This is a genomic window from Antrihabitans stalactiti, assembly GCF_012932915.1.
Lineage (GTDB): Bacteria > Actinomycetota > Actinomycetes > Mycobacteriales > Mycobacteriaceae > Antrihabitans > Antrihabitans stalactiti.
In genome coordinates, this window is record NZ_VCQU01000002.1 from 167,129 (window position 1) to 184,963 (window position 17,835).

The 17,835-nt window shown below is 62.7% G+C and carries 24 protein-coding genes and 1 tRNA gene; 9 read left to right on the top strand and 16 right to left on the bottom strand.

All coding sequences use genetic code 11. From position 1 onward, the window contains the following. Positions 1-2: 2 nt before the first annotated feature. The 4 genes from FGL95_RS06455 to FGL95_RS06470 are packed head-to-tail and all read right to left on the bottom strand — an operon-like array spanning position 3 to position 3,649. Entirely contained in the window at positions 3-995 is a 993-nt protein-coding gene (locus FGL95_RS06455) for a glycine betaine ABC transporter substrate-binding protein (protein WP_169585406.1), read from the bottom strand. Then, positions 995-1,771: an ABC transporter permease gene (locus tag FGL95_RS06460; protein ID WP_240962838.1), complete on the bottom strand. Its 777-nt coding sequence runs from the start codon at positions 1,769-1,771 to the stop codon at positions 995-997. Before FGL95_RS06460 ends, FGL95_RS06455 begins: the two co-directional genes overlap by 1 nt. 26 nt (positions 1,772-1,797) lie before the next feature. Next, a complete protein-coding gene (locus FGL95_RS06465) occupies positions 1,798-3,045 on the bottom strand; it encodes a betaine/proline/choline family ABC transporter ATP-binding protein (protein ID WP_169585408.1) in 1,248 nt (415 codons plus the stop codon). Beyond that, positions 2,999-3,649: an ABC transporter permease gene (locus FGL95_RS06470; RefSeq protein WP_169585409.1), complete on the bottom strand. Its 651-nt coding sequence runs from the start codon at positions 3,647-3,649 to the stop codon at positions 2,999-3,001. Before FGL95_RS06470 ends, FGL95_RS06465 begins: the two co-directional genes overlap by 47 nt. 69 nt (positions 3,650-3,718) lie before the next feature. Between FGL95_RS06470 and FGL95_RS06475 the strand changes: the two genes are divergently transcribed. The 3 genes from FGL95_RS06475 to FGL95_RS06480 are packed head-to-tail and all read left to right on the top strand — an operon-like array spanning position 3,719 to position 5,324. Beyond that, positions 3,719-4,288, top strand: a complete 570-nt coding sequence (locus FGL95_RS06475; protein ID WP_169585410.1) for an NUDIX hydrolase — start codon at positions 3,719-3,721, stop codon at positions 4,286-4,288. Between the two features lie 42 nt (positions 4,289-4,330). Then, positions 4,331-4,405 carry a putative leader peptide gene (locus FGL95_RS33120; protein ID WP_420838032.1) on the top strand — a complete coding sequence of 25 codons (75 nt, stop codon included), beginning with the start codon at positions 4,331-4,333 and terminating at the stop codon, positions 4,403-4,405. Between the two features lie 49 nt (positions 4,406-4,454). Next, positions 4,455-5,324, top strand: a complete 870-nt coding sequence (locus tag FGL95_RS06480) for a TauD/TfdA dioxygenase family protein (RefSeq protein WP_169585411.1) — start codon at positions 4,455-4,457, stop codon at positions 5,322-5,324. 2 nt (positions 5,325-5,326) lie between these two features. Here the strand turns inward: FGL95_RS06480 and FGL95_RS06485 are convergent, their stop codons facing one another. From FGL95_RS06485 to FGL95_RS06525, 9 genes are all read right to left on the bottom strand, one after another. After that, positions 5,327-6,295: a glycine betaine ABC transporter substrate-binding protein gene (locus tag FGL95_RS06485; protein ID WP_169585412.1), complete on the bottom strand. Its 969-nt coding sequence runs from the start codon at positions 6,293-6,295 to the stop codon at positions 5,327-5,329. Continuing rightward, entirely contained in the window at positions 6,292-7,029 is a 738-nt protein-coding gene (locus tag FGL95_RS06490) for an ABC transporter permease (RefSeq protein ID WP_169585413.1), read from the bottom strand. The genes FGL95_RS06485 and FGL95_RS06490 overlap by 4 nt, the downstream gene beginning before the upstream one ends. Continuing rightward, positions 7,026-8,210, bottom strand: coding sequence for an ABC transporter ATP-binding protein (locus tag FGL95_RS06495; protein WP_169585414.1), 1,185 nt, complete (start codon positions 8,208-8,210; stop codon positions 7,026-7,028). The genes FGL95_RS06490 and FGL95_RS06495 overlap by 4 nt, the downstream gene beginning before the upstream one ends. After that, positions 8,207-8,851: an ABC transporter permease gene (locus tag FGL95_RS06500; RefSeq protein ID WP_169585415.1), complete on the bottom strand. Its 645-nt coding sequence runs from the start codon at positions 8,849-8,851 to the stop codon at positions 8,207-8,209. Before FGL95_RS06500 ends, FGL95_RS06495 begins: the two co-directional genes overlap by 4 nt. 203 nt (positions 8,852-9,054) lie before the next feature. Next, entirely contained in the window at positions 9,055-9,519 is a 465-nt protein-coding gene (locus FGL95_RS06505) for a winged helix-turn-helix transcriptional regulator (protein ID WP_240962803.1), read from the bottom strand. After that, positions 9,516-10,487 carry an LLM class F420-dependent oxidoreductase gene (locus tag FGL95_RS06510; protein ID WP_169585416.1) on the bottom strand — a complete coding sequence of 324 codons (972 nt, stop codon included), beginning with the start codon at positions 10,485-10,487 and terminating at the stop codon, positions 9,516-9,518. The genes FGL95_RS06505 and FGL95_RS06510 overlap by 4 nt, the downstream gene beginning before the upstream one ends. Further along, on the bottom strand, positions 10,484-11,641 hold the full coding sequence (locus FGL95_RS06515) for an acyl-CoA dehydrogenase family protein (protein ID WP_169585417.1): 1,158 nt from the start codon (positions 11,639-11,641) through the stop codon (positions 10,484-10,486). Before FGL95_RS06515 ends, FGL95_RS06510 begins: the two co-directional genes overlap by 4 nt. 77 nt (positions 11,642-11,718) lie before the next feature. Next, complete coding sequence (locus tag FGL95_RS06520) at positions 11,719-12,114, bottom strand: DUF4189 domain-containing protein (protein ID WP_169585418.1); 396 nt, start codon at positions 12,112-12,114, stop codon at positions 11,719-11,721. A gap of 88 nt (positions 12,115-12,202) precedes the next feature. After that, a complete protein-coding gene (locus FGL95_RS06525) occupies positions 12,203-13,051 on the bottom strand; it encodes a DUF3159 domain-containing protein (RefSeq protein ID WP_240962804.1) in 849 nt (282 codons plus the stop codon). Between the two features lie 54 nt (positions 13,052-13,105). Between FGL95_RS06525 and FGL95_RS06530 the strand changes: the two genes are divergently transcribed. Both FGL95_RS06530 and FGL95_RS06535 read left to right on the top strand, forming a co-directional pair. Then, entirely contained in the window at positions 13,106-14,002 is an 897-nt protein-coding gene (locus FGL95_RS06530; RefSeq protein ID WP_169585419.1) for a serine hydrolase domain-containing protein, read from the top strand. Between the two features lie 15 nt (positions 14,003-14,017). Then, positions 14,018-14,260, top strand: a complete 243-nt coding sequence (locus tag FGL95_RS06535) for a serine hydrolase domain-containing protein (RefSeq protein ID WP_169585420.1) — start codon at positions 14,018-14,020, stop codon at positions 14,258-14,260. 66 nt (positions 14,261-14,326) lie between these two features. Here the strand turns inward: FGL95_RS06535 and FGL95_RS32730 are convergent, their stop codons facing one another. Continuing rightward, entirely contained in the window at positions 14,327-14,455 is a 129-nt protein-coding gene (locus FGL95_RS32730) for a hypothetical protein (RefSeq protein WP_277351749.1), read from the bottom strand. A gap of 235 nt (positions 14,456-14,690) precedes the next feature. Next, positions 14,691-15,122, bottom strand: coding sequence for a nitroreductase family deazaflavin-dependent oxidoreductase (locus FGL95_RS06545; RefSeq protein WP_169585421.1), 432 nt, complete (start codon positions 15,120-15,122; stop codon positions 14,691-14,693). Positions 15,123-15,500: 378 nt separating this feature from the next. On the opposite strand from FGL95_RS06545, the gene FGL95_RS06550 reads away from it, so the two are divergent. The 4 genes from FGL95_RS06550 to FGL95_RS06565 all read left to right on the top strand — a co-directional run bounded on the left by FGL95_RS06550 (position 15,501) and on the right by FGL95_RS06565 (position 17,052). After that, positions 15,501-15,821: a hypothetical protein gene (locus FGL95_RS06550; protein ID WP_169585422.1), complete on the top strand. Its 321-nt coding sequence runs from the start codon at positions 15,501-15,503 to the stop codon at positions 15,819-15,821. Between the two features lie 86 nt (positions 15,822-15,907). After that, a tRNA-Ile gene (locus FGL95_RS06555) sits at positions 15,908-15,981 on the top strand. Between the two features lie 74 nt (positions 15,982-16,055). Next, the gene (locus FGL95_RS06560; protein WP_169585423.1) at positions 16,056-16,517 is read left to right on the top strand and encodes an SRPBCC family protein; all 462 of its coding nucleotides are present in this window, start codon (positions 16,056-16,058) and stop codon (positions 16,515-16,517) included. A gap of 25 nt (positions 16,518-16,542) precedes the next feature. Further along, positions 16,543-17,052 (top strand): DUF4232 domain-containing protein, encoded by a 510-nt coding sequence (locus FGL95_RS06565; protein WP_169585424.1) that lies wholly within the window; start codon positions 16,543-16,545, stop codon positions 17,050-17,052. Here FGL95_RS06565 and FGL95_RS06570 read toward each other — a convergent pair. Next, positions 17,039-17,803: a DUF899 domain-containing protein gene (locus tag FGL95_RS06570; protein WP_169585425.1), complete on the bottom strand. Its 765-nt coding sequence runs from the start codon at positions 17,801-17,803 to the stop codon at positions 17,039-17,041. The two genes, FGL95_RS06565 and FGL95_RS06570, sit on opposite strands and share 14 nt — an antisense overlap. Positions 17,804-17,835 lie beyond the last annotated feature (32 nt).

Below are 17,835 nucleotides of genomic sequence, written 5' to 3' on the forward strand. Positions count from 1 at the left end.
TCCTACGGTTTCGTCACGAAACCTTCTTGAACGAGCCAGTCGCGTGCGACGTCGGCAGGCTCGGTGCCGTCGACGTCGACCTTCCGATTGAGTTCGGTCATCACCTTGTCGGTCAGGCGCGCGGAGATCGGCGTCATCACATCGGCGACTTGCGGGTGTGCCTCGGCAAAGCTGGTCTTCATTACCAGCGCTGGGTTGTACTTCGGGAAGAACTGTCGATCATCTTCTAGCAGAACAAGATCCAGTGCGATGATGCGACCGTCCGTGGTGAACACCTCGCCGAACTTGCATTGGGCTCCGTCGGCTGTCGCTTGGTAGATGATGCCGGTCTGCAAAATCTGCCGCTTGGCCTGCCCGGCGTCGAACTCGTATTTCGCAGCCATGCCGGGGAAGCCGTCCTGCCGGACGTTGAACTCGGTTTCCACGCACGTTGTGGCGGCGTCCGGGTTGCTGGCGACGAGCCGTGCGTAGTCCGAGAGCGTCTTGACGCCTGTCTGCTCCGCGGTCTGCCGATTCATCGCCAGCGCGTAGGTGTTGTTCATCGGTGCAGCTACGGCCCAGATCATGTCGTTGGCTGCCAAATCCGCGTCGCGGACGGCCTCGAACTGGGCCTGGGAACCCGGGACGGGATTCTCGTTGCCGAGGTAGTTGATCCAGCCTGTACCCGTGTACTCGTAAGTCAGGTCGATCTGTCCGTTCAGCTGCGCGTCACGGGTGCTGTTGGAACCCTGGATATTGGTCAAGTCGCGGATATCTGCGCCCGCGGCTGCCAACGCGAATTCGATGATGTAGCCCAGGGTTATTTGTTCGGTGAAGTCTTTCGAGCCGACGGTGATCTTCACTCCCTCGAGTTCGGGGACCGGCTGAATGCTGCCGGGACCGACCTCGAGCGGCAGCGCGCCGCCGGATTGCAATCCGCACGACGCAACGAAGGCCAGACTTGCAGCGATCCCGACCGCCGCGAGCGGTCGCCGCAGGCGACGAGCGCGGCGCATCAGCGCAGCCCCTTCGGCCCGAGGAACTGTTCGGCCAGCGCGCCGACCCAATCGATCAGCAGCGCAAGCGATACCGCAAGAACCGCACCGACGACGAGGGTCACGTTGTCGCGCAACTTGTAGCCGGTGTCGATCAGAATGCCAAGGCCACCAGCGCTGACGAGAAAGCACAGGGTCGCGGTGCCGACCGCGAGGACGAGCGAAGTACGCAGTCCGGCAAGGATGTACGGCACAGCCATCGGGAACTCGACGCGGCGCAGCACCGTCATGGGTGACATACCCTGACCGCGCCCCGCGTCGATCAAGGTCCCATCGACCTCTTGGTAGCCGAGGATCGTATTGCGCAACACGGGAAGCAATGAATAGAACGCGATAGGGAGAACACCGATCCAGAAGCCTGTGGTGCGCGTCGCGAGGTAGAAGAGCACCAGCAACCCGATAGCAGGCGCTGCGGCGCCGACATTCGCGACACCGACGAAGAGCGGTGCGAGGCGGGTATAGCCGGGACGGGTCAACAAGGTTCCCAGCGGCACGGCGATGACGACGACGATCACAACGACCGCGATCGTGATCAACACGTGTTGCCAGGTCAGAGTCGCAATGTTGGACAGGCTGATGCTGCCCTTCTGGGTCGCGGTGAGATCGCGACTGAATGCCCAGGTCAGCACGCCTGCAACGAGGATGAGCACGAGTACCGGTTGCGCGAGCAAGCGGATTCGATCGGCCCGCTTGGCTGCTGAGTTCTCTTTGACGCTGAGGTCCGGCTCCTGCTCCATATCGGGCGGCGCGGTTGTCGGAGCACTCATGACCTTGTACCACTGTGGTCGATATCGCTGGCTTCTTCGGCGTGGTCGTCCGCGTGTTCTGCTCGCATCGACGACAGGTGTCCGACAAGGGTGTCGATCGTGATCAAGCCGACGTATTCACCTCGTCGTCCGGTGACGCACGTCGACGCTGTGCTCTCGGCGAGCAGCGCTTCCAAAGCATCCTGCAGCGTCGACTGAGTCGAGACCATCTCGCCGACGTTCTGTCCGACGCCGCGGAGTGTGGTGGCGTGGGCGAGGTGAGCGGGAGATACCCAGCGCAGCGGGCGGCTCCGGTCGTCGAGTATCAAGGCCCACTGACGCTTTCGGGTTTCGAGAAGTTGACGCAACTCGTCGACGGAATCGTCCTCGGTAACCGTCGGACATTGCAGCAGTTCCACATCGCGCACGCGAGTCAGGGTCAACTGCTTCAGCGACGCGTCCGCGCCGACGAAACCTGCGACCATGTCATTGGCTGGGTTGGCGAGAATTGCTTCGGGCGTGTCGTACTGCATGATGCTGGATTGATTGCCCAGCACCGCAATTCGGTCGCCGAGCTTGACCGCTTCGTTGAAATCGTGGGTGACGAAGACAATCGTTTTGCTCAGTTCGGTTTGCAGGCGCATCAATTCGTCCTGCAGGAGTCCCCGGGTGATGGGATCGACTGCGCCGAAAGGTTCGTCCATCAGGAGCACTGGTGGATCAGCCGCGAGTGCACGCGCCACGCCGACCCGTTGTTGCTGACCGCCGGAAAGCTGGCGCGGATAGCGATCTCGGTAGATATCGGGATCGAGGCCCACCAGGTCGAGCATCTCGTCGACTCGTGCGTTTATCCGCTTCTTGTCCCATTTGATCAGACCCGGCACGGTCGCAACGTTTTTGGCGATCGTCATGTGTGGGAACAGACCCGCTTGCTGGATCGAGTAGCCGATCCCGCGACGCAATTCGTTTGGATCGATCGACAGTGCGTCCTTGCCGTCGATCGTGATCTTGCCCGACGACGGCTCGATCAGGCGATTGATCATGCGCATCGTCGTGGTCTTGCCGCAGCCCGACGGTCCCACGAAGACGACGGTCTCGCCTGCGGGCACAGTGAGCGATACATCCTCGACTGCAGCGTCGCGTTGTCCCGAGTAGCGCTTCGTTACGGACTCCAGCACTATCTCGACCCCCGAGACTGTCGATTCCGTTGTGGCAGAGTCAGTCACGGATACCCCTAGATGTTGTGAAGCGGCCGACGAGGACATAGAGCCCGTCGAGAATCAGCGCGAGAATGACGATGAGAACGGTGCCGACCAGTGCTTGCGGAACTGCGTTGGGACTGCCGACGCGAGAGAGCCCGGAGAAAATCAGATTCCCGAGACCAGGACCTTTGGCGTATGCGGCGATCGCGAGGATGCCCATGATCATCTGGGTGCTGACGCGCATACCCGTCAGGATCGATGGCCACGCCATCGGCAATTCGATACGAGTCAGCACACCGACTCGATTCATTCCGACGCCACGGGCCGCATCGGTGACCGCTGGGTTCACGGACGCAAGGCCGATGATGGTGTTTCTGATGATCGGCAGCAATGCATACAAAACGAGCGCGGTGATGGTTGGGGCTACCCCCAAGCCGAGCAGTGGAATGAGCAGTCCGAGCAGTGCGAACGACGGAATGGTGAGAATCGTGCTGGCAGCCGCGGTGGCGACCGCCGAGCCGATCGGGCTGCGATATACGAGGATTCCGATCGCGACGGCAATGATTGTCGCAATGACGACCGATTGGACGACCGCCGAAACATGCAGATAGGAATCGGTAAGCAATTGCTGCCGCCGATTCACGACAAAATTCCAGAGGGCGTCCATTGGAGCGAGTGGTACCCCTTTAACCTGGGGTTCAAACCATTTTCTCGAGCCTTTACGCTCGACGGCGAAATGGGAAACGATGCGGTCGACCTCGATGCGGTACTGAGCCGCGTTGCCGAACACCGGCCGCGGATCGAACCCCCGGCTACATGGCATGCCGCCACAGCGCTGGTCTTCACCGCCAAGCCCGAACCGCAGTTCATCGTGATCCGTCGGAGCGTTCGGCAGGGTGACATGTGGTCCGGACATGCGGCGTTGCCCGGCGGTAGAGCGGACCCATCGGATCAAGACGTCGTGGCGACCGCACGCCGTGAGACGTTCGAAGAGGTCGGCGTCACGCTGGGCGACGCGGTCGGCAGGCTCGACGATATCGCTGGTCGAATGATGAAAGGCGTCGTCTCGACGGCCGTCTTCGTCCTCGACGAGGCAGTTCCGTTTACTCCCGATCCCGCCGAAGTTGCTGCAGCGTATTGGGTTCCGCTGTCGCTGCTATCGAACCGCGCGGCGCGAGTCCGGCATCCACATCGATTGTTCGGTCCCTGGCCGGCGTGGGAGTTCCGGACCGGCGAAGAACCTCCGCACGACAAGTTGATCATCTGGGGCCTGACGCACCGCATCCTGTCGTCGTTGCCCAGCTGAACGCGAATTGAGCTTTGCGGCTCCGTGCGGTAGTAAGGAGAAGTGTCCACGACCCTGCTAGTTCGACGTCGAACCGTCGATCTGTGTCGTGTGGGCTCGAGCTTCTGTTGTCGGTAGGCGTCTGCCCCCGACAACCCTGCTCGCATTCTCAGAAAGCCCAATACGCATGTCTGTCTCTTTCGACGTCGCACCTGTCCAATCACAGCTCGAACTGACTCCGCTCGGACCGCATTTCGGCGCAGAAGTAGCCGGGATCGATGTCGAGACGGCCTCGCAGGAGCAGCTAGCTGCGCTGCGGTCGGCGCTCGTGCAGCACAAGGTGTTGTTCCTGCGCGACCAGTTCATCGACGACGCTGCCCACATCGAGCTCGGCCGTCGGTTAGGCGAGCTCACCGCCGGACATCCAGTGCACGACAGCGGGGACGTTCCGGCCGAGGTGTATGCGCTCGATAGTCAGGACAATGGATTTGCCGACGTCTGGCACACCGACGTGACGTTCATGCCGCGTCCACCGCTCGGGTCGATCCTGCGACCGCTGGTGCTTCCGCCCAACGGCGGCGACACCAACTGGGCCGATTCGCAGCTCGCGTACGAATCGCTGTCGACGCCGATGCAGCGGTTGGTGGATCAGCTGACGGCGGTGCACGACGGCAATCGCGAGTTCGGCTACTACCTGAAGCAACGCCGCCAGGGGCAGGGGAACCTCTGGGACGGCGAACGGGTGACCGCGCTGGTGCCGGTCGAACATCCGGTCGTGCGAGTGCATCCCGAGACGGGACGCAAAGGGCTGTTCGTCAATCCCGGCTTCACGTCACACATCGTCGGCGTCTCGGAGGCGGAGAGCCGGGGCATTCTCGACGCCCTCTACGCGCACCTGACGAAGCCGGAACATGTGGTGCGGCACCGCTGGCGTCTCGGCGATCTTGTGTTGTGGGACAACAGAAGTACCGCGCACTATGCCAACCGGGATTACGGCTCGCAGCGTCGGATCATGCACCGCATCACCTTGCGCGGTGACATCCCGGTCGGGCCCTAGCCTCAGTCGATCAGCCCCTCGCTCTTCAGCCAGTCGTAGGCGACGTCTGCCGGATCCTCGCCTTTGATGTCGACCCGGCCGTTCAACTCCTGCATGACGTCGTCGGTGAGTCGCTCGGAGATCTTGGCCATCAGGTCGGCTATCACCGGGTTGTCTTCGAGTACCTGGGCTCGAATCACAGCGGAACCGCTGTAGGGCAGGAAGAACTTTCGGTCGTCCTCGAGGACAGTGAGGTTCAGGTTCTTGATGCGACCGTCGGTGGTGTAGACCATGCCGAAATTGCACGGTGCGCTGCGCGCAGTCGATGTGTATACAACGCCGGCGTCCATTCGAGTGACTTTGTCCTGCGGAACGCCGTTGGGTGCGTTGAGCTCGATGCCGTAGGTCTTCAGCATCGGAACGAATCCGTCTGCACGACTGAAGAACTCGTCGTCGACGCAGAAGGACCGGTCCGCTGGCGGCAACTTGGCGACATCGGAGAGCGTCTTGACGCCGAGTCGTTCTGCTGTCGCCGCCGACGCTGCGAAGGCGTAGGTGTCGTTGAAGTTGGCCGGGGGCAACCACTCCAAGTCGTGATCGCGCTTTTCGACGTCGTGGACGCGCTGCCACAGCTGCCCTGGATCGGAGATCGTCTCGGTCTCGCCGTGGTAGTTCACCCACCCCGTGCCCGTGTACTCCCACAGAATGTCGGCATCACCGTTCAATTGCGCCTGCCGTGACGACGCCGATCCGGGTGCGCCCGTGAGGTCGGTGACCTTGGCGCCGGCCGCCGCGAGATAGGTCGCGGTGATCTTTCCGAGGATTACGCCCTCGGTGAAGCTCTTGGACGTCACCACGATCGACGCACCCGCCAACGGACGCTCGCCACCGGGCAGTGACGCGTCATGGAAGGTGCCCGACGAACTGACCAACCCACAGCCGGCTGCAGCCGTGACGGCGAGTACTCCTGCGGCGAGCCGAAGCCGGGTCATGCCACTCCTCGAGGGGTTGCGACCAGCTCGACCAACCGTCCGAGCCAATCGATCGTCAATGCAAGCAGCCCGACCAGAATGGCGCCCGAGATGAGCAGTTTCGGCAAGAACAGGGTCACTCCGGTCGTGATGAGCGTGCCCAAGCTGGTGGCGCCGATGAAGGTGCTGAGCGTTGCTGTGCCGACCAAGATGACGAGTGCGGTCCGTACGCCGTTGAGAATGACCGGAACTGCGAGTGGCAATTCCACCTGCAACAGCGTGCGCGTGCCTGAGTAGCCGATTCCGCGCGATGCCTCGATGGTTCGTTTGTCGACCTGGTCTATGCCGGTGATGGTGTTCTGCAGGATCGGCAGGATTGCATAGACCACGAGACCGACTACAGCAGTGCGGAATCCGGTGCCGAGCCACATCGTGAGCAGCACGATCAAACCGACTGCGGGCGCTGCCTGGCCTACGTTGGCGATGTTCACGACGATCGCCTTGAAGGGCTTTGCCTTCTCCCGAGTGAGGAGAATGCCCAGTGGGATCGCGATCGCCACGACGATCGCCGTCGCAGTCAAGGTCAGGGTGATGTGGTCGAGAATCGTGGTGCGGAGGTTGTCCCAACCCAGCGATGCTGCCTCGGTCGACGTGAATGTCGCCGATCGGTACCACAGGATGTAGCCGACGCCGAGAATCAGGATGATGAGCGGCTCGAACCACACATCGATCGGGGTGCGCCGAAGTGTTTTCATGCCGTGCCCTCGGTGTGGTCGCTGTAGGTGACTTGCTCCTCGTCAGCCCGTGCGTCGGAGAGTTGCCCGCGGATGACCGCCATCACGGTCGCGATGGTGAGCGCGCCGGTGACGGCACCTCTGCCGTCGGTGACCAGCACGCCACCCTGGCTCGCTGCCAGCATCGAGTCGAGAGCGTCGTTGAGCGTCGACGACGGCGCCACGGTGGGGAGTCGCGGATCGACGTAGTCGGAGATGCGTTCTTTGGTCGCCACCTCGTCGAGCGACGGCCATGCCCGACCCCGGCCTTGGTCGTCGACGACGACGATCCACGTCGCGCCTGCCGCCTTCGCCCGATTGATGACCTCTCGCGACGAATCGCCGACGCGCGCCGTCACGACCGGGTTGTGGTCGACGTCCTTGACTCGCGTGAGCGTCAGGTGAGCGAGCGTGGCGCCCGATCCGATGAACTCCTCGACGAACGCGTTGGCGGGTTTCGCGAGGATCTCCTCAGGTGTCCCGTACTGCTCGATCTTCCCGCCCTCGGACAGGATGAGGACTTTGTCGCCGAGCTTCGTCGCCTCTTCGAAATCGTGCGTTACGATCACGATCGTTTTCGCCAGCTCGTGCTGAATGGCGATCAAACTGTCCTGCAACCGAACTCGGGTGATCGGATCGACCGCTCCGAATGGCTCGTCCATCAGGAGTACCGGCGGATCCGCGGCGAGGGCGCGTGCGACACCGACGCGCTGCTGCTGTCCGCCGGACATGTCCTTCGGTAACCGATCGCGGAAGGTGTCGGCATCGAGGCCGACGAGATCGAGGAGGTACTCGGTGCGTTCGGCGATGCGGGCTTTGTCCCAGCCGAGCACGCGCGGGATTGCGCCGATGTTCTTGCTCACCGACCAGTGGGGGAACAATCCGCCCGACTGGATGACGTAGCCGATCGACTGGCGCAGCTTGTCCGGGTCCTCGCCGGTGACGTCGCGGTCGCCGATGAAAATGCGACCCTCGGTCGGCTCGATCAGGCGGTTGATCATCTTCAAGGTCGTCGTCTTGCCGCAACCGGACGGACCGACGAACGCCACGATGTGGCCGGCTTCGATATCGAGATCGATCTTCTGCACAGCGGGCTTCGCAGTGCCTTTGTACTGCTTGACGACGCCGTCGAGCCGAATGGAGGCACCGGTGATGTCTGTCATGACAGTCCCTTCGCAATGGTGAGGCGCCCGAGTAGGACGAGCAGGGCGTCGAACACCAAGGCGATGACGACGATGAGCACGGTGCCGGTGATGGCCATTTCTACGGAGTTGGTGCCGCCCAACCGGGACAGACCGTTGAAGATCAGCGAACCGAGGCCCGGGCCGAGCACGTAGGCGACGATCGCGGCAACGCCGACGACCATCTGCGTCGAAACGCGAATTCCGGTGAGGATTACCGGCCACGCGATCGGCAGCTCGACCGAGAAGAGAATGCGTCTGCGGGATAGTCCGATCCCACGCGCGGACTCGATCACCGATTCGGGAACCGAACGCAGTCCGACGATCGCATTTCCGATTACCGGCATCGCGGCGAAAAAGGCCAGCATGATGAACGACGGAATTACTCCCAAGCCGAACGGGACGATCAGCAACGCGAGCAATGCGAGCGACGGGATGGTCAGCGCGACTCGGCTGGACGTAAGGGTCAGCGCGGCAATCAGGGGGAGTCGATACACCGCAATTGCAATGGCAATGGCGACGATGGTTCCGACCAGAACGGTTTGAAACGCAAGCGACGCATGCTGATACGTCAGGAACGTAAGGAACCCACCTCGTCCCTGCAGGTAATCCCAGATGTGCATGAAACCCCTCTCGCAGCCACAAAGCGCCGGACCGGCGACGATACCGTCCAGATATCGACCATGACGGTATTTCGGTCTCGATCGTCACGATGCCCGATCATTTGCGAGAGACTACCCAGAACTGTTAACTGCGAAAACGCAGGTTTTCGGTCGGTGCCGAATTTCGCACTGCACTTTAATTCTGGGCGATTCTAAATATCGACTCAGCGAAACGCGGGGCCCGGTTCCGGGGTCACCTTGTCTGCGCTGATCTCACCGCCACAGCTGCGGCAGGCCAGGTATGGATCGGCGATCTCTCCACACTCGTTGTGTCGCAGCAGGATCGGCGGACCATCCGGACCGGCGAGGTAGCGGTCACCCCAGCGCATCAGAACCACGATCGCCGGAAACAGTTCTCGCCCAGCGTCGGTCAGCCGATACTCGTGCCGGTCCGGATCTGTCGCGTAGAGCACACGGTCCAGCAAACCGGCATCGACGAGCGTGGTGAGCCGTGCCGACAACGTGGGCCTCGGGATGGACAGATTTCGCGCGAACTCGCTGTAACGCCGCACTCCGAAGAAGGTCTCACGCAGGATCAACAGGCTCCACCGCTCACCGACGAGTGCAAGGGCGCGGCCGACCGATTCGCCTTCGAAGCGATGGCTGAGGTCCATGTTCGGCGAGGTCATGCCGTGGCCTCCCGGAGTGCGCGCAGGACGGCGCGGCCGCCGGGATCCTCGGCGGTGCTGGGTACGACGCCGACGTGATCGGCGCCGGCAGCGTGGTATTTCGCGATCTGGTCGGCGATCTCGCGTGCGGACCCGACCGCGCAGACCTGCGTAAGCAACTGGGCGGGAATGTCGGTCGCGAGCTGCGAAGGGGGAGTACCTGCCCTCGCCTTGGCGACCAGGCCGCCGTAGCCGAGCGCAGCAAACATCTCGCCGTAACCGGGCGGCCTGAAATAGACAGCGATCTGGTTCAGCATCTGCCGAATGCTCGCCACGCCCGGATCGAGCGCGACCGTTACCCAGACCGCAATCCGTGGCGGCGCGACTCCGGCGTTGCGCGCGTGTTTGTCGACAGTCTCGCGAACGCTGGCCACGTGCGCCGGGGTGACCAGGTTGAGCACGACCTCGTCGGCCACCTCCGCGGCAACCTTCGTCATCGCCGGGCCGAAGGCGGCGACCGAAATCGCCGGCGAGGGTAACGGGTTACGGAGGCGAAATCCGCGCGTGCGAATGTATTGCCCCTCGAAGGAGCCGCGCTCGCCACCGAGGATCGGCCGCAATGCGCCCACGGTCTCCCGCATCCGCGGTGCGGCATGGCCCCACGGACGGTCGTGCCAGCCGCTGACGATCGCCGGGCTGGACGCACCCAATGCGATATCCACCCGGCGGTCGCTCAGGCGTGCCACAGACGAGAGGCCGAGGGCCATCGCGACCGGGCTGCGCACACCGATCGCCAACGGACCGACTCGCAAGCCGATCTGCTTGGTACGCAAAGCGATTGCCGTTGCCGCCACGAAGGCGTCGAAGGTGACCATCTCGCCGACCCACAGCGTCTCGAAGCCCGACTGGTCGGCTTGGGTGGCGATGTCGAGGGCTTCGGTGTCCGGGCGGTCCAGCCAGAATGGCGTGACAACGCCGATCTCGCTCACAGCTGCTCGGTCCTGGCCGGGAGTCCCAGCAAGAGTTTGCCCGGCAGCTCGAAGCTTGCCGGGTTCACCTGGAAATGCGCTGTGGCGGTGTGCGCGTCCCGGAACCGCCGCTGCAACGGCGACGACTCGTAGATCGCCGCGCCGCCGCCGAGTTCGTACATCGCTTCGGCAACCTTCGCGGACGTCCGCACGGTGTGCGTGGCCGCCAACCGAATGCCCATCCGCAACTTCTCCGGCACAGGCTCGAGGCCCTGCGCGGCTTGCCATGCATCGTCGATCGATTGAAACATCAGCACCCGAGCCGCCCGGAGCGCGGCCTCCGACTCTGCGACGACGGACTGAGTCTGCGATCGCTCGGCGAGCGTTCGGCTTGACCCGAGTGTCTTGCGTCCAGCGGCCAGTTCGACGAGGTCGTCGATCGCGCCTCTCGCGTTCCCGAGTGCAGCAGCTGCGATCGAGAGCGCGAAATAGCCGAAGATCGGAAACCGATGCAACGCAGTGGCTCCCGGTGGGGGACCGCCGACAACAGCGAAGATCCGGTGCTCGGGAACGTAGACGTCCTTGGCGACGCAGTCATGGCTGCCGGTCCCGCGCAGTCCGCCCGTGTGCCAGGTGTCCAGCACCTCGAGGTCGGCCTTGGGAATTGCGGCAACCTTCAGTTCGTCATCCAACACGAACCCTGCGAAAAGCCAATCCGCATGCGGGATTCCGCTACAGAAACCCCATCGTCCAGTCAAGACGACTCCACCGCTTTCCCTGCGGCCTTTGCCTCGCGGCGCCCACACTCCCGCGGCGACGGTCATCGGGTCGCCGAAGACCTCTTCGGCGCCCGCCTGCGAGATGTATCCAGACAGCAGGCTGCTCGTGATGGCGATGGACGTGCACCAACCCGCCGAACCGTCTCCGCGCGCGATCATTTCGGCGGTCTCCAGGCCCACGGCGGGCGGCGCCTCGGGCCCACCCAACCGCGTCGGCACCCCAGACCGCAACAAACCCGGCTTCGCCAGCTTCTCCACCAATTCCGGTGGAAGGGCCCTGTTCTGCTCGGTGGTGTCGGCAAGACTGCGGGCAAGCTCGGCGCACTCCAGCGCGGCTCCTCGCAGTTCCGCGAACTCCTCAGTCGTTACGGCATCGCTAACGACAGAAGCGGGCATAAGTGGCTCCTAACTGCACGGTTCATTTTTCTTACCGGTGCAGTCTTCCTACCACCCGCCCGTGGGTCGGGCAAGGCTCACAGATGGTTCGTGGTGCACACCCATCGCAGGACTTTGGCGTTGGGGCCATTGGTGTGTGACAGCGCCTGGGCTTCGGCATCAGCGCGAGACGCTCCGTAGCCCCAACCCCAGGCAAGGTTGTCGGCTTGCGCTACGGCGCCACAGCCGTTCTGGAACCACACGACCGACTCGCAATCGGCGGCATTGCATTTTTGGACGGCCGTAGCCTCAGCGTCGGCGCGCGTCGTGGTGTCGTACGCCCAGCCGATGTTGCCCGTCTTGACCGAGATCGCGATCGACCCGAAGTAGTCGGTGGCCGCGTTCGCTGTACCCGCCGTGCCCGTGGTCAACCCGGCAGCTACGACCACCGAGACCAACGCGGATTTGACGACGGAGTTGGTGAACCTCTTCATTGTTTTCGGCTTTCGCATGGGAGAACTGACATCCCCGACGCCGCAAATCAGAGAATACGCTGGTGAGCGTCGAATCGAATAGGTTTCGTCAGCTCGCGATCGATTGCGCAGACACGCGGCGCATCCCGACAGTGCCCGCTATGCCGACCACGATCAGCGCGATGCCGACGGAGGCCGGTGTGGCATCGGTGACCAGTCCGGCAACGCCGACCGCGGTGACGAAGGTCGGCACCCAGTCGAAGAGTTTGGTCACCGGCAGCGGGGGATCGGTGGGTTCGCCGGCGGCTTGTAATGCCTTGTTGGGCGCGTAGTCCGGGTACCACTCGGTGAACGAGATCGCGAAGATCGTGGCCCCGAGTTGCAGAATCCAACCGGTCCAGAAGTTGTCCGAGCTGTGCAGGACAGCGTCGCCGTACAGGCCCGCGAGGGCGTTGAACGTGAAGGCACCTGCCCACACCGAGGTGATCATGTAGTTCACTCGAATGAAGATCGGGCTGTCCCAATATTCTTGCGGTGTTTGCTCTTTCGCGTACTGCAGGGTGAACGGAACGCGGATGGCGATGGACACGATCGCGAACAGCGCGAGCGCAATATTGGACAGCTCACCTGCCCACAGCTCCAGCCAGCTGAGTGTTCCATCGTTCGCGACCAGTCCGACGATCACCAGGACGCCGAAGAAGACGACGTCGAAGACCTCGAGCAGCTTGATCGAATGATGTTTGCTGCGGGCCGCAAGGAAGAACAGCAGGGAGAGTCCGAACGCGCCCGCGACGGCCTCTTCGAATCTGCCGGGACCCGAGAACAGCGACATCAGGATCCAGGGCGCTATGCCCGCCAGCGGCGAACGCAAGAAAGCGTCCACGATCCGGGAGCCGCCGAATGTGCTGCCCGCCTTCGCATTGTCGTCGTCGGACGGTCCTGCGTTCGTCTCGTTCATCGCGGCCTCCACGAGCTCGATGTGCTGTCCCGACCAGCGTATGGTATCTGGGCTATGAGCACTTCGAACGGACGAACTACGACGTCCCTGCGTTGGTTGATCAGTCTCGTTGTCGCGTTGTTCGTGGTTGCCTCATGCGGATCCGACAGCGAGACGGCGGGCGTGAAGCTCGACGACGCAACGCGAGCGAAGCTGGACCAGACGTTGGACGCCGCGTTTGCCAAGTCCGGCATGCCGGGTGTTGTCGTCTCGATCTGGATCGGCGACCATCAATGGGTCAAATCGCTCGGCGTCGCGGACCTGACCACGAAGGCGCCCTACAAAATCGACGACTACGGTCGAATCGCGAGTATCAGCAAGACATTTACCGCAACGGCGATCCTTCAACTCGTCGACCAGAAGAAGCTCTCACTCGACGACAAGCTGGAGTCGTTCGTTCCCGGCATCGTGAACGGCGCAAAGATTTCGATTCGGGATCTGCTCGACATGCGATCGGGTCTTTACGACTTCACCGCAGACGACGCGTTCGTGAACGCTTTCGACGCGAATCCCACGATTGCGTGGACGCCTGAACAAGCAGTCGACATCGTAAGAGCCCATCCGGCCGACTTCGAACCGGGCGCAAAAACCGTCTACTGCGACAGCAATTACATCCTGCTCGGATTGATTCTGGAGAAGGTGACGGGGCGTAAAGCGGACGACGTCATCAACAACGACGTCGTGGCCAAGCTGCCGGGCTTGTCACACACGAATTTTCCAACGGGATTTACTGTCCCGGAACCACATCCGACCGCTTACCTGCCCGACGAGAACGATCCGAGTAGGCCGCCTACCGTCGTGAACGAGGTCAATCCGGCGGTCGGCTGGACTGCAGGCGCGATGACCTCGACCGTCGACGACTTGAAAGTCTGGACACGAGAACTCACCGACGGGAAGCTGCTCTCGCCTTAGCTGCAGGCAGAACGCTTGCGTACCAACCGGATCGACGGGGTGCCGCTCAACTTGGGGTACGGACTGGGCGTGATGACCATCAATGATCTCGTCGGCCACAACGGTGCGATCGTCGGCTACTCGTCCGTTGCGCTGCGGCTGCCAGAAGCAGACGCGACGTTCGTCGCTATCGGTAACTCGTCGACCAACGAGACGACTCCCACCACCGAAATCGTGCTCGAGCTGATCAAGCAGCTGTATCCGGAGCAAGTCAAATAAGCAAAAAGGCCCCCTCGCCAGCTTTCAGTAGAAAGCGTTGGCGAGGGGGCTTTTTCGCGTGTCGAACTAGCTGCTGCCTGCTGCGCCGCCAGTGCCGAGGAGAGTTCCGAGCAGGCCGGTGAGGAGTCCGCCGGTGGTTCCCCCACCGAGAAGTCCGCCGAGCAAGCCGTCAAGCAAGCCGATGTCACCCAACATTTGTGATTCCTCTTCTCGTTGTTTCCCAACCTTGCCCGCGAAGGCTACACGTTATATGCCCGTGATGTCACCGTTATGGGAATGTGACGCGAAGAAATTCCAAAGCGGACAGATTTGCCCGAGACCGAAGCCCGGAATCACGTTGACAACAATGCCGTTCGCTACGGGGAGATAGTCCGGCAACCCGTACCCTCCCTGACCTGGGTGACCCGAGCGGCCCTCGCTGCCATCTGGCTCAACTCACCGGTCGCAGCGCGACGACAGGGATCTCCCGCTTCGTCTTTTCTTGGTACTTGTCGTACGTTCCGTGGTTGATTTTGTTCATCTTTTTCCACATGCGGTCGTAGTCGGGGTCGCCCGGCAAGACGGACCGCGCGATCACCTTACGTCGGGTCCGTCCGATCTGGATCTCGCACTCAGGCTTGGCATTGAGGTTGTGCCACCACGCGGGCGGGCGAGGGGAACCGCCTTTCGACGCAACGACGAGGTACTCGTCGCCATCGCGGCCGTAGATCAACGCTGCAGTGCGCGGCTCGCCAGTCTTCCGCCCGACCGTGTGCAGCAGGAGGCACGGCATCCCGAAAAGCAGGCGGTGGCCGAACAGCCCACCGCTGCGCTCATAGATCGCTTGTTGGACTTCGAGCAATTTCACGAAGGGATCAGCCATCCCTGAAACCTACCCAAGTTTCGCAGCAACGTGGGGCGCACGCTGCCGTCGAACGTGTACTTGTTCAGGTGCACTCTCGCCGAGGCGAGGTCATCGAGCGCATAGAAATGGTGGCAAATCTAGCCGAATCCGCAACCAAAACTATGCGCTCGACGGCCGTCGCGGGGCAGGTGGTGTGTTGCTCGGGTGCGGCGCTCGTTGTCTATCGTTGCCGTCGAGCGTGTACTTGTTCAGGTCGAAAAGCCCAAATCAGGCTGCATAACTGCACTCTCGGCGGGCGCCGGCTGGCACCCCTTTCTGCGCAGGAAGATGCCGTATCGGAAAGGGGCAGCCAGTCGTAGATTGAGATCGTCACCCCAGCTCACGAAGGAGCACACAATGCTCAAGTCGCTGATTATTGCCGTTCTCGTTGCGGGTGGGATTGCGCTCGCAGCTCCGACCGCTCAGGCCGAGGTTTATGTTCCCCAGCCGACTCCGGTGAGCACGCCGCTCGGGCAGGGCGCTGGTGCTGTGGCAGGAGCCGTTGTAGGCGCGGCTGTCGGAGCTGCGATCGGTGGAGCAATCGGCTGTGCGATCGGCGTGCCGGCCGCCGGCGTCGGGTGTGTTGGCCTCGGTATTGCCGGAGCAGTCATCGGCGGCGTCAGCGGCGCGGCTATCGGTGGTGCCCTGGGTGGGACTGGAGCCATTCTCTTGCCCTGATCGTCGCGACATCTATGGCCCCGGCCGCTTGGTCGGAGGCGTTTTTGCGTAGGCTCTTCGCGTCATCGACATTCGGTCGGAGACCAGGGGCGGTAGCTCAGTCGGTTAGAGCCGTGGACTCATAATCCATTGGTCGCGGGTTCGAGCCCCGCCCGCCCCACTTTCGAGCTTCGAGCTCACCCCTCGGCGTGGGCCAACATTGCACAGTTGACCAAACTCCGACACTGTGGAGGAATGAGCGACAACACAAAAGTCATAGTCGAACGCACCATCACGGCGCCCGTCGACGCGATTTTCGACGTCCTCTCCAACCCCGAGCGGCATCAGGAGCTCGATGGTTCGGGGTTTATCCGCGGCGTGGAGCATGCCGATCGGATCCAGAATGTCGGCGAAGTGTTCACGATGAACATGCAGGGCGATCACATGGGCGGCGAGTACAAAACCGACAACCACGTCTCCGGTTACGCGAAGGACAAGCTGCTGGCATGGAAGACCGCGCCGGCGGGCACAGAGCCGCCCGGGTGGGAGTGGTTGTGGGAGTTGGAGTCTCAGGGGCCGAACGAAACTTTGGTTCGCCACACCTACGACTGGTCGAAGGTCACTGATAAGAACCTGCTCGAAAAGGTGAAGTTCCCGCTCGTCACGAAGGATCAGCTGGCTGACACGCTCGGTCGGCTTGCCACCGCTACTGCATAGGTAAGTATTTCGCGAGGAGTGCAGCATGAAGGCCGCGGTGTCGGTTTCCTTGTTGGCCGGCGCGCTGTTCGTCAGCGCTGTTGCGTGTTCGAGCGGGCAGGCGGACCCGCCGGCGAGTAAGGACTCGGCGTGCGCGTCGGGGCAACTGACAGTGACCGCGTCGACAATGTCGCCAGGCTCGATGCATCGCGGGGTGCGGCTGAATTTCAGCCTGCCGGAAGGCAATTCCTGTGTGCTGACGGGTTATCCCGGCGTCGACTCGGGCGCGGGCGGACCGTTGTTGCACGCCGCCCGCACTCTTCGCGGCTATCTCGGCGGACTGCCATCGGGCGCAGACGAATTGCCGGTGGTCACAGTCTCGCCTGGCCACGACGCACACGCCGTTGTCGAGGGACTGGCGACGAACTCCCAAGGTGACCAATGCCCGACGTACACCGATCTTCGCGTCACTCCACCGAACACAACTGACGTGGCGACGGTCTCGGCGACCATAGACACCTGCGCGTTGCAGGTCCATCCGGTCAGTGCGAGCTGATGTCTGGTCCGTATTCGTCGTGGCGGCGAAGCCAACTCATCATGGGGTCGTCGCCGCGGCGCGGCTCCAACTCCCAGTCTTCCTGGCGGCCGCGGGCCGTGAGGTCGAGCCAGTGGTAAGTGCCGACAACGGATTCGGTGCCGCGCGCGTACGCGGAGTAGGTGTGGAAGATGCGGTCGCCCTGGCGTAGGAAGGCGCTGACGCCGTGCTCTTCGCCGGACCACCCTCTCCATGCGGGGTCGAGCGCGACCAGCTCCGCCTCGTCCTTGTAGTTGTATTCGACGGGTGCGACGCCCGCGTCGAGGGTGACGTGGAAGTCGTAGTTGAAGTCGCTGCCGAGCGAGGAGTACCAGGGGAACGTCCAGCCCATGCGGCGGCGGTAGTGCTCGAGTTCGGGTAGGGGAGCGCGCGACACGGCCGCGAAGGCGGTGTCTCGGGCGTGCAGGTGTTGGAGGGGGCCGACGTTGTCCATCGTGAACGAGCACGACGGGCAACCTTCGTCGGCGTCGGGTTCGAACATGAAGTGGTAAATCAGGAGCTGGCTGTCCGAGCCGAAGAGATCCGGCAGCGTGACCCTGCCGTCGGGACCGTCGAACTCGTAATTCTTGGTGACCTCGACCATCGGTAGCGCGCGTCGTGCGGCGTTGACTTCGTCGAGGTGGCGGGAAAGCTTCTTCTCCTCGACGAGTAGTTCGCGGCGCGCAACGAGCCATTGTTCCCGGGTAACGACCTGCGGATCGGACGATGTCATGGTTTCGTCTCCTCTCATCGTGCGGATTTCCT

Coding starts and splice junctions, on each gene's coding strand:
- FGL95_RS06455 (WP_169585406.1), bottom strand. CDS start 995: ATGCGCCGCGCTCGTCGCCTGCGGCGACCGCTCGCGGCGGTCGGGATC.
- FGL95_RS06460 (WP_240962838.1), bottom strand. CDS start 1,771: ATGGAGCAGGAGCCGGACCTCAGCGTCAAAGAGAACTCAGCAGCCAAG.
- FGL95_RS06465 (WP_169585408.1), bottom strand. CDS start 3,045: ATGTCCTCGTCGGCCGCTTCACAACATCTAGGGGTATCCGTGACTGAC.
- FGL95_RS06470 (WP_169585409.1), bottom strand. CDS start 3,649: ATGGACGCCCTCTGGAATTTTGTCGTGAATCGGCGGCAGCAATTGCTT.
- FGL95_RS06475 (WP_169585410.1), top strand. CDS start 3,719: ATGGGAAACGATGCGGTCGACCTCGATGCGGTACTGAGCCGCGTTGCC.
- FGL95_RS06480 (WP_169585411.1), top strand. CDS start 4,455: ATGTCTGTCTCTTTCGACGTCGCACCTGTCCAATCACAGCTCGAACTG.
- FGL95_RS06485 (WP_169585412.1), bottom strand. CDS start 6,295: ATGACCCGGCTTCGGCTCGCCGCAGGAGTACTCGCCGTCACGGCTGCA.
- FGL95_RS06490 (WP_169585413.1), bottom strand. CDS start 7,029: ATGAAAACACTTCGGCGCACCCCGATCGATGTGTGGTTCGAGCCGCTC.
- FGL95_RS06495 (WP_169585414.1), bottom strand. CDS start 8,210: ATGACAGACATCACCGGTGCCTCCATTCGGCTCGACGGCGTCGTCAAG.
- FGL95_RS06500 (WP_169585415.1), bottom strand. CDS start 8,851: ATGCACATCTGGGATTACCTGCAGGGACGAGGTGGGTTCCTTACGTTC.
- FGL95_RS06505 (WP_240962803.1), bottom strand. CDS start 9,519: ATGACCTCGCCGAACATGGACCTCAGCCATCGCTTCGAAGGCGAATCG.
- FGL95_RS06515 (WP_169585417.1), bottom strand. CDS start 11,641: ATGCCCGCTTCTGTCGTTAGCGATGCCGTAACGACTGAGGAGTTCGCG.
- FGL95_RS06520 (WP_169585418.1), bottom strand. CDS start 12,114: ATGAAGAGGTTCACCAACTCCGTCGTCAAATCCGCGTTGGTCTCGGTG.
- FGL95_RS06525 (WP_240962804.1), bottom strand. CDS start 13,051: ATGAACGAGACGAACGCAGGACCGTCCGACGACGACAATGCGAAGGCG.
- FGL95_RS06530 (WP_169585419.1), top strand. CDS start 13,106: ATGAGCACTTCGAACGGACGAACTACGACGTCCCTGCGTTGGTTGATC.
- FGL95_RS32730 (WP_277351749.1), bottom strand. CDS start 14,455: ATGTTGGGTGACATCGGCTTGCTTGACGGCTTGCTCGGCGGACTTCTC.
- FGL95_RS06545 (WP_169585421.1), bottom strand. CDS start 15,122: ATGGCTGATCCCTTCGTGAAATTGCTCGAAGTCCAACAAGCGATCTAT.
- FGL95_RS06550 (WP_169585422.1), top strand. CDS start 15,501: ATGCTCAAGTCGCTGATTATTGCCGTTCTCGTTGCGGGTGGGATTGCG.
- FGL95_RS06560 (WP_169585423.1), top strand. CDS start 16,056: ATGAGCGACAACACAAAAGTCATAGTCGAACGCACCATCACGGCGCCC.
- FGL95_RS06565 (WP_169585424.1), top strand. CDS start 16,543: ATGAAGGCCGCGGTGTCGGTTTCCTTGTTGGCCGGCGCGCTGTTCGTC.
- FGL95_RS06570 (WP_169585425.1), bottom strand. CDS start 17,803: ATGACATCGTCCGATCCGCAGGTCGTTACCCGGGAACAATGGCTCGTT.